The organism is Mycobacterium sp. E2479 (assembly GCF_001667925.1).
Classification (GTDB): domain Bacteria; phylum Actinomycetota; class Actinomycetes; order Mycobacteriales; family Mycobacteriaceae; genus Mycobacterium.
In genome coordinates this window covers 285,653-299,063 of the sequence record NZ_LZJR01000096.1, presented here as the reverse complement: position 1 = coordinate 299,063, position 13,411 = coordinate 285,653, and the positions used below count along the sequence as shown (strand labels likewise).

At 66.5% G+C, this 13,411-nt stretch carries 15 protein-coding genes and 2 pseudogenes; 11 read left to right on the top strand and 6 right to left on the bottom strand.

The genetic code is table 11. The annotated features are described in order from the left end of the window. The 3 genes from A5686_RS16365 to A5686_RS16355 form a co-directional block, all read left to right on the top strand. A partial coding sequence (locus A5686_RS16365; RefSeq protein ID WP_156750098.1) for a siderophore-interacting protein occupies window positions 1-768 on the top strand: 768 nt, incomplete at its 5' end. Window positions 769-792: 24 nt separating this feature from the next. Then, a complete protein-coding gene (locus A5686_RS16360) occupies window positions 793-1,953 on the top strand; it encodes a lactate 2-monooxygenase (RefSeq protein ID WP_067936172.1) in 1,161 nt (386 codons plus the stop codon). Between the two features lie 33 nt (window positions 1,954-1,986). Further along, the gene (locus tag A5686_RS16355; RefSeq protein WP_067936169.1) at window positions 1,987-2,883 is read left to right on the top strand and encodes a tyrosine recombinase XerC; all 897 of its coding nucleotides are present in this window, start codon (window positions 1,987-1,989) and stop codon (window positions 2,881-2,883) included. A gap of 89 nt (window positions 2,884-2,972) precedes the next feature. Here A5686_RS16355 and A5686_RS16350 read toward each other — a convergent pair. Next, a pseudogene (locus A5686_RS16350) lies at window positions 2,973-3,443 on the bottom strand (M23 family metallopeptidase); the annotation flags it as partial. A gap of 316 nt (window positions 3,444-3,759) precedes the next feature. On the opposite strand from A5686_RS16350, the gene rpsB reads away from it, so the two are divergent. The 3 genes from rpsB (at window position 3,760) to A5686_RS16335 (ending at window position 6,894) form a co-directional block, all read left to right on the top strand. Then, window positions 3,760-4,593 carry a 30S ribosomal protein S2 gene (gene rpsB, locus A5686_RS16345; protein ID WP_067936164.1) on the top strand — a complete coding sequence of 278 codons (834 nt, stop codon included), beginning with the start codon at window positions 3,760-3,762 and terminating at the stop codon, window positions 4,591-4,593. A 12-nt stretch (window positions 4,594-4,605) separates the two neighbouring features. Beyond that, window positions 4,606-5,421, top strand: a complete 816-nt coding sequence (tsf, locus tag A5686_RS16340; RefSeq protein ID WP_067936161.1) for a translation elongation factor Ts — start codon at window positions 4,606-4,608, stop codon at window positions 5,419-5,421. Window positions 5,422-5,487: 66 nt separating this feature from the next. Next, window positions 5,488-6,894 carry an amidase gene (locus A5686_RS16335; RefSeq protein WP_067936159.1) on the top strand — a complete coding sequence of 469 codons (1,407 nt, stop codon included), beginning with the start codon at window positions 5,488-5,490 and terminating at the stop codon, window positions 6,892-6,894. A gap of 46 nt (window positions 6,895-6,940) precedes the next feature. Here A5686_RS16335 and A5686_RS16330 read toward each other — a convergent pair whose 3' ends face one another. After that, window positions 6,941-7,360, bottom strand: coding sequence for a MarR family winged helix-turn-helix transcriptional regulator (locus tag A5686_RS16330; RefSeq protein ID WP_067936264.1), 420 nt, complete (start codon window positions 7,358-7,360; stop codon window positions 6,941-6,943). Between the two features lie 121 nt (window positions 7,361-7,481). Here A5686_RS16330 and A5686_RS16325 point away from each other — a divergent pair, with 121 nt between their 5' ends. Next, window positions 7,482-7,895: a ChaB family protein gene (locus A5686_RS16325; protein ID WP_067936156.1), complete on the top strand. Its 414-nt coding sequence runs from the start codon at window positions 7,482-7,484 to the stop codon at window positions 7,893-7,895. 166 nt (window positions 7,896-8,061) lie between these two features. Here the strand turns inward: A5686_RS16325 and A5686_RS27300 are convergent. After that, window positions 8,062-8,151: pseudogene (locus tag A5686_RS27300) on the bottom strand (NAD(P)-dependent oxidoreductase); the annotation flags it as partial. A gap of 47 nt (window positions 8,152-8,198) precedes the next feature. Then, a complete protein-coding gene (locus tag A5686_RS27630) occupies window positions 8,199-8,375 on the bottom strand; it encodes a hypothetical protein (protein ID WP_197520592.1) in 177 nt (58 codons plus the stop codon). Window positions 8,376-8,659: 284 nt separating this feature from the next. On the opposite strand from A5686_RS27630, the gene A5686_RS16320 reads away from it, so the two are divergent. After that, window positions 8,660-9,220: an MPT63 family protein gene (locus A5686_RS16320; RefSeq protein WP_067936153.1), complete on the top strand. Its 561-nt coding sequence runs from the start codon at window positions 8,660-8,662 to the stop codon at window positions 9,218-9,220. Between the two features lie 93 nt (window positions 9,221-9,313). Then, window positions 9,314-10,252, top strand: coding sequence for a lysophospholipid acyltransferase family protein (locus A5686_RS16315; RefSeq protein ID WP_067936150.1), 939 nt, complete (start codon window positions 9,314-9,316; stop codon window positions 10,250-10,252). 26 nt (window positions 10,253-10,278) lie between these two features. On the opposite strand, the gene A5686_RS16310 is transcribed toward A5686_RS16315, so the two are convergent. Beyond that, window positions 10,279-11,034, bottom strand: a complete 756-nt coding sequence (locus tag A5686_RS16310; protein WP_067936147.1) for a response regulator transcription factor — start codon at window positions 11,032-11,034, stop codon at window positions 10,279-10,281. Window positions 11,035-11,227: 193 nt separating this feature from the next. Next, entirely contained in the window at window positions 11,228-11,467 is a 240-nt protein-coding gene (locus A5686_RS16305) for a CsbD family protein (RefSeq protein WP_007775289.1), read from the bottom strand. A 338-nt stretch (window positions 11,468-11,805) separates the two neighbouring features. Here A5686_RS16305 and pyrH point away from each other — a divergent pair, with 338 nt between their 5' ends. Next, window positions 11,806-12,639 (top strand): UMP kinase, encoded by an 834-nt coding sequence (gene pyrH, locus A5686_RS16300; protein WP_067936143.1) that lies wholly within the window; start codon window positions 11,806-11,808, stop codon window positions 12,637-12,639. Window positions 12,640-12,810: 171 nt separating this feature from the next. After that, the gene (gene frr / locus A5686_RS16295; protein ID WP_067936140.1) at window positions 12,811-13,368 is read left to right on the top strand and encodes a ribosome recycling factor; all 558 of its coding nucleotides are present in this window, start codon (window positions 12,811-12,813) and stop codon (window positions 13,366-13,368) included. Window positions 13,369-13,411 lie beyond the last annotated feature (43 nt).

The following is a 13,411-nucleotide window of genomic DNA, read 5'->3' as shown; positions in this document are numbered from 1 at the left end:
TTTGGTGCTTTTGTGCCGAGCAAGTTCACCGACTCCTACGTCAAGCTGGCGTTTGTCGCCGACGACGTCGACGTGGCCACACTGCCCGCGCCGCTGACCCTCGACAGCTTCGCGGACCTGCCGCCGGAGAAAAAGCCTTCGGTGCGCACGCTTACCGTCCGCCACGTCGACGTCGAGACACGCCGCATCACGCTCGACATCGTTGTGCACGGAGAGCACGGCGTAGCGGGCCAGTGGGCGTCCACGGCCCAACCCGGTCAGCCGATCTACCTGATGGGCCCCGGCGGCGCGTACACACCGGACCCGGCCGCCGACTGGCACCTGCTGGCGGGCGACGAATCGGCGCTGCCGGCCATCGCCGCGGCGCTGGAAGCGCTGCCGCCCAGCGCGGTCGGCAAGGCGTTCATCGAGGTTGCGGGCCAAGAGGACGAGATCCCACTGACCGCACCCGAAGGTATGGAGGTGCGCTGGGTCTATCGCGGCGGCCGTGCCGACCTGGTTCCCGAGGACCGTGCCGGCGACCACGCGCCACTGATCGAGGCCGTCACCAGCGCCTCCTGGCTGCCTGGGCAGGTGCACGTCTTCATCCACGGCGAGGCCCAGGCCGTCATGCACAATCTGCGCCCCTATATCCGCAAGGAACGCGGTGTGGATGCGAAATGGGCGTCGTCGATCTCGGGGTACTGGCGCCGCGGTCGCACCGAAGAGACCTTCCGGCAATGGAAGAAGGAACTGGCGCAGGCAGAGTCGGCCAACTCGTCAGCCTGACGACCGCCTGGCATTGTCTACCGCATGGCATTTGGCGACTACCAGAACGAGATCTACTTCAAGGGCCTGGGCGGGGTGGCGCCCGCGCTGCCGATGGTCTTCGCGGAGCTGGAGGCGCGGGCCGAGCGGGCCATGTCGCCGTCGGTCTGGTCGTATGTCACCGGCGGCGCCGGCGACGAACGCACGCAGCGGGCCAACCGGGAGGCGTTTGATCACTGGGGCCTGATACCGCGCATGTTCGTCGGTGCCGCGGCTCGCGACCTGTCGGTGCAGATGTTCGGCTTGACCTTGCCGTCGCCGGTGTTCATGGCGCCGATCGGCGTCATCGGCATCTGTGCCCAAGACGGCCACGGCGACCTGTCCACCGCGCGCGCCGCGGCGACCACCGGCGTCCCGATGGTGGTGTCCACCCTGACCGCCGACCCGATGGAAGACGTCGCCGCGCAGTTCGGTGACACGCCCGGCTTCTTCCAGCTGTACACGCCCAAGGATCGAGACTTGGCCGCCAGCCTCGTGCACCGGGCCGAAGCCGCCGGTTACAAGGGCATCATCGTCACCCTCGACACTTGGATTCCCGGGTGGCGGCCGCGCGACCTCACGACGGCCAACTTTCCCCAGCTGCGGGGGCTGTGCCTGAGCAACTACACCAGCGATCCGGTTTTCCGCGCCAGCTTGCAGCGTCCGCCGGAGGAGGACCCGCAGGGCACCGTGCTGCAGTGGGTGACGACGTTCGGGAATCCTTTGACCTGGGACGACCTTGACTGGTTGCGGTCGCTGACCGACCTGCCACTGATCATCAAGGGCATATGTCACCCCGACGACGCGCGGCGCGCCAAGGACGGCGGCGTCGACGGGATCTACTGCTCGACGCACGGCGGTCGCCAGGCCAACGGCGGCCTGCCCGCCCTCGCGTGCCTGCCGGGAGTCGTAGAGGCGGCCGACGGGTTGCCGGTCTTGTTCGATTCGGGGATCCGCAGCGGCGCCGACGTCGTCAAGGCGCTCGCGCTGGGGGCCACGGCCGTGGGGATCGGCCGGCCGTACGCCTACGGCCTGGCGCTCGGGGGCGCCGACGGCATCGTGCACGTGTTGCGATCGATCCTGGCCGAAGCGGACCTCATCATGGCCGTCGACGGCTATCCCGCGCTCAAAGATCTCACCCCGGACACACTTCGGCGCGTCGACTAGAGCGCCCCGGCCCGGGCCTGCGACCGTGGGCGAGTGCAGGCGATCCTCGAGGAGTTCGACGAATACCTGGACTTGCAATGCGGCCGTTCAGCCCACACCCGCCGCGCCTACCTCGGCGACCTGCGCTCGCTGCTCGCCTTCATCGGAGACCGCGGGACAGGTCTGGACGGGCTGAGCCTGCCCCTGCTGCGCTCCTGGCTGTCGGCCGCGGCCGCGGCCGGTGTCGCCCGCACGACACTGGCCCGGCGCACCTCGGCGGTCAAGGCCTTCACCGCGTGGGCCGTGCGGCGTGGGCTGCTGACCGCAGACCCGGCCGGCCGGCTGCAGGTCCCCAAGGCACACCGCACCCTGCCCTCGGTGCTGCGCCAGGACCAGGCCGCAGAGGCCATGGCCGCCGCCAAATCCGGTGCGCAGCAAGGAGATCCGCTGGCGCTGCGTGACCAGCTGATCGTGGAGCTGTTGTATGCCACCGGGATCCGGGTCAGCGAACTGTGCGGCCTGGACATCGACGACGTCGACACCCGGCATCGGCTGCTGCGCGTGCTCGGCAAGGGCAACAAGCAGCGCAGCGCGCCGTTCGGCAGACCGGCGGGCCAGGCGCTCGACGCGTGGCTGGCCGACGGCCGTCCGGAGCTCGCGACAGCGGAGTCGGGCCCGGCGCTGCTGCTGGGCGCGCGGGGCCGCCGGCTCGACGTCCGCCAGGCGCGCACGGTGGTGCATCAAACCATCGCCGCGGTAGACGGGGCACCGGACATGGGACCGCACGGCCTGCGGCACAGCGCGGCCACGCACCTGCTTGAAGGTGGGGCTGACCTGCGCGTTGTTCAGGAGTTGCTCGGCCATTCGAGCCTGGCGACCACCCAGCTGTACACCCACGTCGCGGTGTCCCGGTTGCGCGCGGTGCACGATCAGGCCCACCCCCGGGCGTGAGCGTGAGCTGACGGCGGCGAGCGTGCCGCCAGGGCGGCGCAGAAGCACACCCGCTGCCAGAAGCGCACACTCAAGCGGAAGACTCAGCGGTTCAGCGGTTTGAGCCGGATCGGCGTGGACTTCAGCAGACCCAGCGGATCGACGTAGTCCGCGCCCGACGCCGGGCCCCACATCGCGCCCCAGTGCAAACACGCTGCTACCGGGCACCCGGCATGCCCAGCCATCAGTTCGCCGATCACGGTTGCGGCCGTCACCGGCTGGCCGACCCGCACGGCCGCCCGGACCGGCTCGTAACTGGTGTGCAAGCCACCGGGGTGGGCCAGCGACACCACTGGCCGCCCGGCCAGCAGCCCGGCGAATACCACGGTCCCGCGCCCCGCGGCGTACACGGGCTGACCAGCGTTGCCGGCCAGGTCCACGCCCCGATGTCCGGGATTCCAGTTGGGCGATGGGGCGTTGAACGTCCGGGCGACGGCCGGAGGCGGGCGCAGCGGCCAGTCCAGTCGATCCTCGGCGGCGACCGCAGGCACCGCGTTGACCAGGCCAGCGCACAGCAGCAACGCTCTCCACCGCATCCGGGCAGTTCAGCGCTCCAGCGCCGGTCTGGCCACCCGGCCCCGCCGGTTTTGTGGACGAGCGGCCCGGTTGGGGAAGCGTGGCAAAAGCACCTGCTGAGTCGGTGTAAACTGCTGGTCGCAGCTCGTTCGCGGGCTGACTTCGCGCGTCTGCATCGCGTCTCTGGTTCCACTAGGAGTTCGCATTGCGTGCCGGGCGGTCCCGACCGGGTTTTACCCGGGCGGGTCCGGCATCGCAGCAGCCGCCAGGGCCCGGCCTCACCCGATGCCAGGCGACAACCGACACACGTAAGGCACAACCATGGCCGTCGTAACCATGAAGCAGCTGCTGGACAGCGGCACCCACTTCGGGCACCAGACCCGTCGGTGGAATCCCAAAATGAAGCGGTTCATCTTCACCGACCGCAATGGCATCTACATCATCGACCTGCAGCAGACGCTGACCTTCATCGACCAGGCGTACGAGTTCGTCAAGGAAACCGTCGCGCACGGCGGAAGCGTGCTGTTCGTCGGCACCAAGAAGCAGGCGCAGGAGTCCGTCGCCGCCGAGGCGACCCGCGTCGGCATGCCGTATGTGAACCAGCGCTGGCTGGGCGGCATGCTGACCAACTTCTCCACGGTGCACAAGCGGCTGCAGCGCCTCAAGGAGCTCGAGGCGATGGAGCAGACTGGTGGCTTCGAGGGTCGCACCAAGAAAGAGATCTTGATGCTGACCCGCGAGAAGAACAAGCTGGACCGCAGCCTCGGCGGTATCCGCGACATGGCCAAGGTGCCGTCGGCCATCTGGGTCGTCGACACCAATAAGGAGCACATCGCCGTCGGCGAGGCCCGCAAACTCGGTATCCCGGTCATCGCGATCCTGGACACCAACTGCGACCCCGACGAGGTCGATTACCCCATCCCGGGCAACGACGACGCGATCCGTTCGGCCGCATTGCTGACCAAGGTGATCGCTTCCGCGGTCGCCGAGGGGCTGCAGGCCCGCGCCGGAGTCGGCCGCGGCGACGGCAAGCCCGAGGCCGAGGCCGCCGAGCCGCTCGCCGAGTGGGAGCAGGAGCTACTGGCCTCCGCTACCGCCACCGCCCCCACCGACGCCGCTGCGGGCACCCCCGAACCAACTACTGAATCCTCATAGGAAGGCTGACCATTGGCGAACTTCACCGCTGCCGACGTCAAGCGGCTTCGGGAACTCACCGGTGCCGGCATGCTCGACTGCAAGAACGCGCTGGCCGAAAACGACGGCGACTTCGACAAGGCCGTCGAGGCGCTCCGCATCAAGGGCGCCAAAGACGTCGGCAAGCGCGCCGAGCGTGCGACCGCCGAAGGTCTGGTCGCGGCCCAGGGCGGCGCGCTGATCGAGCTGAACAGCGAGACCGATTTCGTTGCCAAGAACGCGGAGTTCCAGGCGCTGGCCGACCAGATCGTTGCCACGGCCGCGTCGTCGAAGGCCAAGGACGTCGACGAGCTCAAGGCCGCCACCGTCGGTGACAAGACCGTCGAGCAGGCAATCGCGGAGCTGTCGGCAAAGATCGGCGAGAAGTTGGAGTTGCGCCGCGTCGCGAACTTCGACGGCACCGTCGAGACCTACCTGCACCGGCGGGCGGCCGACCTGCCGCCCGCGGTCGGCGTGCTGGTCGAGTATGAAGGCTCGGACACCGAGGCCGCCCACGCCGTAGCGCTGCAGATCGCCGCGCTCAAGGCCCGCTACCTATCCCGCGACGATGTGCCGGAGGACGTGGTCGCCAGCGAGCGCCGCATCGCGGAGGAAACCGCCAAGACGGAGGGCAAGCCGGAGCAGGCCCTGCCCAAGATTGTCGAGGGCCGGCTGAACGGCTTCTTCAAGGACGCCGTGTTGCTCGAGCAGCCGTCGGTGTCCGACAGCAAGAAGACCGTCAAGGCGCTGCTCGACGACGCCGGTGTCACGGTGACGCGGTTCGTTCGCTTCGAGGTGGGTCAAGCCTGACACGCCCGAGCCGACGACAGACGGGTGACCTCTCGGCGGCGCCGGGCGCAGGCTAGCGTCAGTGCCATGCGACACGTGCACGCGTTCGGCGACGATGCCCTTGGTGATTTGGATGCGGTCGGCCTGGCCGATGCCCTGAAATCCGGCCAGGTCGGCAGGGCCGAGGTGGTCGAGGCGGCGATCGCGCGCACCGAAGCCGTCGACCCGCTGCTAAACGGGTTGGCGTACGCGGCTTTTGACCAAGCGCGGGCGGCCGCGGCGGGCGCTCCCAGCGGGTACTTCGGCGGCATTCCGACCTTCATCAAGGACAACATCGACGTCTCCGGACAGCCCACCATGCACGGCACCGACGCGTGGACGAGCCGGAATGCCGTCGCAGACAGCATCTTCACCCGGCTGTTCTTGGGCACTGGGCTGACCTCGGTGGGCAAGACGCAGTTGTCCGAATTCGGGTTCAGCGCATCCGCCGAGCACCCGCGGCTGGGCCCGGTCCGCAACCCGTGGGACACCGAGTACACCGCCGGAGCGTCGTCGTCGGGTTCCGGCGCGTTCGTCGCCGCCGGCGTGGTGCCGATGGCGCACGCCAACGACGGCGGCGGTTCGATCCGCATCCCGGCCGCGTGCAACGGGTTGGTCGGACTCAAACCGTCGCGTGGTCGGCTGCCTCTGGACGCGACGCTGCGCCGGTTACCGGTCGGCGTCGTCGCCAACGGCGTGGTCACCCGCTCAGTCCGTGACACCGCGGCCTTTTACCGCGAGGCCGAGCGCATCTGGCGTAACCCCAACCTGGCGCCCGTCGGGGACGTCACCGCACCCGGCAGGCAGCGGTTGCGCATCGCGGTGCTGACCCGGTCGGTGCAGCGCGAGTGCAGTCCGCACATTCGGGAACTGACTTTGAAGTCCGCCGGTCTGCTCGAGGAGCTGGGCCACCGTGTCGAGCACGTCGAAGAGCCCCCAGTCGCGGCCAGTTTCGCCGACGACTTCGTCATGTATTGGGGATTCCTGGCGCTGGCCCAGGTCCGCGGGGGCCGCCACCTGTTTGGCGAAACATTCGATTCCAGCAAGCTGGACCAACTGACGCTGGGTCTTCTTCGTCATACCAGCCGCAACATTCACCGCCTCCCGACGGCCATCGTGCGGTTGCGCCGGGCGCGCAGACGTACCGCACGGTTCTTCCGTACCTACGACGCGGTGCTCACTCCGACACTCGGCGGCGAGACGCCCCGCATCGGATTCCTGGCGCCCACCGATTACCAGCAGGTCATCAGCCGGCTGATCGACTGGGTCTCGTTTACCCCCGTGCACAACGTCACCGGCGAACCCGCGATCTCGCTGCCGCTGGCGCAGTCGGCCCACGGCATGCCGGTGGGCATGATGCTGTCGGCGGATATGGGGCAGGAATCGCTGCTGCTCGAATTGGCCTATGAGCTCGAAGAGGCCCAGCCATGGGCGCGTATTCACGCCACCGGCTGATTGACCTGGCGCGGCCTGGTTTCACGCGCCCGCGCCGCGCTAGCCCCTAGTCGGAGCCGAGCTTCTCGAGCATTCTTTTGAACTCACGCTGCTGAGTTTCGGTGAGCCGGGACAAGATGCGGGTGTCGGCGCCGCGGACCGCTCCTTCGGCGCGTTTGAGCAGGGCGCGGCCCTGGCCGGTCAGGTTAGCCGGCAGCGCGCGCCCCGAGGACACCGACGACGGCCGCGCCACGGCGCCGACCTCTTCCAGCTTGCGCAGGACCGTGTTCATCGCCTGCGGGGTGACATTGGTGTGGCGGGACAGCTCGGCGCTTGACGTCCCCGGGAACAGTGAAAGTATGCGCAGGCAAACGAATTCGGGCAGGGTCAGGCCCAGCGGACCCAACGCGGTGGCAACCTCTGGTCGCAGCACCGCCCCAACCCGGTAGAGGAGGTATCCCAGCGGAGCGTCGTCGGCCTGACTCATGTCAACGATATTGACATATTTGTACCGGCCGATGCGTGCATTGCTCAGACCGTGATTGTTGGCGCCCCGAAGGGGTAACCGACCGGTTACCCGCAGCGCTTGCGGCACATGAGGAGGTTCGATGCCGAAGACGACGAAAGGCGGCGCGGCCAAAAAGAGCGAGTTGCCCAGTACGTTGCAACGTTCCAGCGCCAAAGCCCAACGTACGTTCGCGAAATCCCATGACGCGGCCGCCGACCAGTACGGCAGCGAGGAGCGCGCCCACCGGGTGGCGTACGCCGCTGTCAAGCACAGTTTCGAAAAGGTCGGTGACCACTGGGAGTCCAAGGACGAAAAGGGCCCATCCGATGCGCGAGCCGAGAGCGGCGGCCTGCGGCCAACGGGGGAGTCGGCCGAGGGTGTCGATGCCAACGCCAGCAAGAAGCACCTGCTCGACCTGGCCCGCCGTCTTGACATCGCCGGTCGGTCCAGTATGAACAAGTCGGAGTTGGTCGACGCGATCAAGAAGCACAACCGCCGGGTTCGGGGCCGCTGAAATCGCGTCACGCCAGGCAGAGCCTGACCGTAGAGTGAGCCGGGAAGAGAATCGGGATGGTGAGGGTTCTGGATGACTGGCCCACTGCAACGGTTTTCGCTACAGAATCGGTCGCCCGCCGGTGACCGCCACCCGCGCCCCGGAGATGTAACTCGCATCATCTGAGGCCAGCAGCACGTATGCCGCCGGTGATGATCGCCTTTTTGCCCAGCAGTTTTCCCGATCCCTGGTAACTGTTTTCACCACAATCAGGAATCGGGTCCGGATTGTTTGTTGCGCCACAAAGCCCATGTCATTTCCTTTTTATGATTCGCGCGGCACCGGGCCCGCCGTCGGAACATCCGGGTCGTCGTCGGCCGGCGGCTCGGGATCGCGCCATTCCTCGCTGCGACTGGACCGATTGCCGCGGACCGTGCCTTCCAGTTCTTCCTTGAGCGCGTCGTCCTCGCGCGAACCATGCTTGGAGTTTCCGCGTTGCACGTGATCGCCCCCCTTCGCGGCTGTTTGGGATTGGGCTGTCCTGACACGCCTAGCCCAGCGAGCGACTACCCGTCAGCACACGACCTAATCGCGGGCCATTTGTGAGCAATGAGGCAGTTGTTATCATTGATGCGTAAGATGCTCCGTCGGAATGCGACGGTATTTGCCTGGTAAATCGACCCAATATGGGTGTCGATGTTTAAAGCCCCGGCCGGCTGGCTATTTGCTGCATATCTCTATGCCCTTTACGGGGGGCCAATTGTTCGAAACGAAAGGAATGGACAATGCGAGTCACCAAGACTGCCGTTGCGACCGCTGCCGCCGCGGGGGGGATAGCAGTGGCAACGATCTTCGCGACGCCCGCTTCTGCTGCGCCCAACATTCAGGGGTTCGGCACCAGCGAGCAGCTCGTCGATGGGCCGTTGATCACCAATTACACGGTGAGCAACCTGCAGCCCAGCAACGTCTCCATCCCCGGGTACACGCCTAAGGGCACGCTGTACCAGGCCGACGTCAGCGTCCGGTCGGATGGCGGGCTCGTGACCCCGATGGTCAACGACTTCGTCGCCCGCGGCCCCAACGGACAGAACTACCGGGTGATCGACAAGGTGGGGGTTCCCAATGGGCTCAACCCGGCACCGATTGCCCAGGGCAGTGAGTCGACGGGCACGCTGTATTTCGACGTGACGGGCGCGCCGCCGAACGGCGTCGTCTACAACGACGGGATGCAGGACATCCTGATGTGGACGTCAAACGTGCAGGGTGGCTCGGCTCCTGGCGAGGCTCCTGGCGCGCCGAACAGCCCGGCACCGGGTGCCCCGCCCGCGCCGGCGCAGCACACCTAAACCCGTTGTGAAATCTCCCCGCGCCATGCGAGTGGCGCGGGGAGATCCGCATTTGGGGAATCGTGTGCGCTCGAATCGGGTACCCGACCAAGCATGAGTAACCCCGACCACAGACCGGCGCGGGTGCGTGCCCAAGCGCAGCGGCAAGCCAAAGAAGCCCGCGCAGCAATGGAACAACGACGCGACAGCCAAGGCGGGGGGCTGAGTGGCTGGGTGGCCGAGCGTGCGTCGCGATGGGACCTGTCCGGCCAGGACGAGACCACACTGCAGCGCCAGAAGTATCTATGGAATGTACTGGTGGACTATTGGTTTCGGATGGAGATCGACGGCTGGGAGAACATTCCCGAGAAACCACCGGCACTTCTGGTGGGGATCCATTCCGGTGCACCATTCGTCTGGGATGCATGGACCGTCGGCCTGCAATGGTGGCGCCGGTTCGGGCAGGAGCGCGCCCTGCACGGCACCGCTCACGATGCGCTGATGGCAATTCCTTTATTCGGGCGCTATTTCCGGTCGATGGGAGTGCTGCCGGCCGCGCCCGACGCGATTGCCACCGCATTAGCGGAAGGGCGCGACGTTGCGCTGTGGCCCGGTGGGGAAGTGGACTCACTGCGCCCGTGGACCGAGCGCGATCGGGCCAACCTGGCGGGAAGGACCGGCTTCGTCAAGATGGCGATCCGTGCCGGCGTTCCAATCGTGCCGATCGCGACCGTTGGCGGCGCCGACGCGATGCCTGTGCTGATCCGTGGCGACCGGTTGTCGAAAGCGCTGCGCTTGGACCGAATTTTGCGGCTCAAGGTGTTCCCGATGGCCGTCTCGTTGCCGTGGGGGATCGCACCGGCGGCGCTTCCGCAGCTGCCCTTGCCGGCCAAGATCAGAACCCGGTTCATGCCGGCCGTGGAACTCGACAACGATCCCGCGCGGGCGGACGACGAGCAATACGTCGACCGCAAATACCACGAGGTGCAGGACGCCATCCAGGAAGGAATGAATGCGCTGGCGCGCAAGCGTGCATTTCCGTTGTTCGGTTGATCGCGAACTGAAGCGAGATCGCCCGGTTACAGCTCCGACGCTTCCCTCACGCTGGGTGCGGGCGCCGTAGTAGACGTCCAGATCGGCGTCAGCCTCGAGTCCGTGACTACCCATTCCGGCTGCGGTGGCGTTGCCGCCCGGTAGCCGACTCCGCGCACGGTGTCGATCAAGAATTGATGCCGGCTGCCCAGTTTGGCGCGTAGCCGCCGAATATGCACGTCGACGGTTCGCACCTTGCCGGTGCTTTCGGGTCCCCACGCCTCTTGCATCAGCCGGGTTCGGGTGAACGCCTGACCGGCGTGCTGCACAAGGAAATTCAGCAACTTGAACTCGGTGAGCGTCAAACCTAGGTCGCTGCCTTGCAGCGAGGCAGTGAAACTGGCCGGACGCAACAACAGATCGCCGAACTTCAGCGTGCCGTTGACCGCGCTGCGCCTGCGGCTGATCGCAAGGCGCAACCGGGCCTGCAACTCTTCGGCGCCGGTGCCGGGCAGCATCACGTCATCGAAATTGCAGTCGGCGTCGACGGTGGCACAGTCGCTCGGCGCCACCAACGCCACCACCGCGGTACCGGGGTTGTCGCTGGACAGCCGATGGCCGACGACCTGAGCCATCGCCATGTCATTGCGCGCATCGATGATTGCGATGTCGGCCATGGCGTGCTGCCCGTCGGTCCCGGCCGTCAGGGTAGTGCGGTGCATCGACTGCGCGAACGTCGCCAAGCACGGTAGAGCCGATTCGAAGTCATCCTCATCGCTGAGCACCATCACGTCCAACGGCATCTCCAAACCTCTCGACGTCCCGGCTTCCCCCCGGTCCGTAGGCACCTCTGCGGAGATGTCGTACAGCGCTAGGCGTGAATACCCGCCGAGTCGGAAACTATGCAAAGCTATGCAAACTTCGAACGACCGATGCGGCTCAGAAAGCGATGGGCCCGGCCCGTTTCCACGGACCAGGCCCATCGGCTATAACGTGCTACTGGTTGTCTTTCTGGCGCTCCTCGGCCGCCTTGGCGCCGCCGCGCGCGGCTTCCGCTTCGGCTTCCTTCTTCGCCGCGTCACGCTGCGCGTCGGCCTTGTCTTGCTGCGCCTGGCCCTCGCGCGTGAGGTCATCACGACCCGCTACGGCGCCTACGGCCTCTTTGGCCTTTCCCTTGACGTCCTCGACGACGCCTTTCACAGCTTCGGCAGGTCCCGACTTGTTTTCTTCGGCCATGGAAATGCTTCCTCCTCGTTGGCGTACTCTGAGCGATCCAACGCTCAGCGGCGATCGCGAGCGATCGACCCGGTCATACGGCGAGGCCGGTCCTCATTGCTTGAGACCGCATACGTCTGCCGCGTTGATCCGGATTCCCATGCCAACCGCGACTCAAACGCGAGCCCGAAGAGCGGTGACACAGATCCCAGTACCGGAAGCCTCGAAAATTGGGCCGGCACGCCAACTACGCGCATAATGCACCCCGCGGACGCCGCATTGTGCTGCGATGGGGCAGGATGTGAAATGCCGTTCCGGATGGAGATCACCCGGGATGGCACTCTCATGCGAGGAGTCTGATGACGGAGTCCAGGGAGCCCCAAGTCGCCCGCTCGGCGGCTCCGAGTTCGGAGCCCGAAAGCGCCGGCAACGGCGCATCGACATCTGCACCCGAAAATGGACTGGCTTCAGGTCGGCCGCCGAGCCGACCCAGGTATTCGCGGGTGTTGCTCAAGCTCGGCGGTGAGATGTTCGGCGGCGGCCAGGTCGGCCTGGATCCCGATGTCGTGGCGCGGGTGGCACGACAGATCGCCGAGGTCGTTCGCGATGGTGTCCAGGTCGCCGTCGTGATCGGCGGCGGCAACTTCTTTCGGGGCGCGCAACTTCAACAGCGCGGCATGGAACGCACCCGTTCGGACTACATGGGCATGCTGGGCACTGTCATGAATAGCCTTGCGCTGCAAGATTTTTTGGAGAAAGAAGGCATTGTCACCCGGGTCCAGACCGCGATCACCATGGGCCAGGTCGCCGAGCCTTATCTACCGTTGCGCGCCGTACGCCACCTGGAAAAGGGGCGCGTGGTGATCTTCGGAGCCGGCATGGGGTTGCCGTACTTCTCCACCGACACCACTGCCGCGCAGCGCGCCCTAGAGATCGGCGCCGAGGTGGTGTTGATGGCCAAGGCCGTTGACGGCGTGTTCGACGCGGATCCGCGCCAGCATCCCGATGCCGAGTTGATCGCCGCGATCAGTCATCGTGAGGTCATCGACCGCGGGCTGCGAGTAGCCGATGCGACCGCGTTCAGCCTGTGCATGGACAATGGCATGCCGATCCTGGTGTTCAACCTGCTGACCAACGGCAATATCGCCCGAGCCGTCGCTGGTGAGAAAATCGGGACTCTGGTCACCACCTGAACCGAGGACGCGATGGTTGGCGCGTGCGAGGATGCGCAGCGCAGCGATGAGGAGGATCGGCGCACATGATCCGCGGCGGCGACGATGCAGAGCGAAGCGATGAGAAGGAGCGACGCACATGATCCGCGGCGGCGACGATGCAGAGCGAAGCGATGAGAAGGAGCGACGCACATGATCGACGAGGCTCTCTTCGACGCGGAAGAGAAAATGGAAAAGGCCGTAGCGGTTGCCCGCGACGACCTGTCGACCATCCGGACCGGGCGCGCCAACCCGGGCATGTTCTCGCGGATCGTGATCGACTACTACGGCGCGGCCACGCCCATCACGCAGCTGGCCAGCATCAACGTGCCCGAGGCGCGCCTGGTCGTCATCAAGCCCTACGAAGCCAGCCAGGTGGGCGCGATCGAGACGGCGATCCGCAACTCCGACCTCGGCGTCAACCCCACCAACGACGGCACCCTGATCCGGGTGGCCGTGCCACAGCTCACCGAGGAACGCCGCCGAGAGCTGGTCAAGCAGGCCAAGGGCAAGGGGGAGGACGCCAAGGTCTCGGTGCGCAACATCCGCCGCAAGGCGATGGAGGAGCTGCACCGCATCCGTAAGGACGGTGAGGCCGGCGAGGACGAGGTCGGCCGGGCCGAAAAGGATCTGGACAAGACCACCCACCAATACGTCAACCAGATCGAAGAGCTGGTCAAGCACAAAGAAAGCGAACTGCTGGAGGTCTAGCGACCGCTCAGCAGCGAAGTACATCCACGCCAGTGGCTACCCC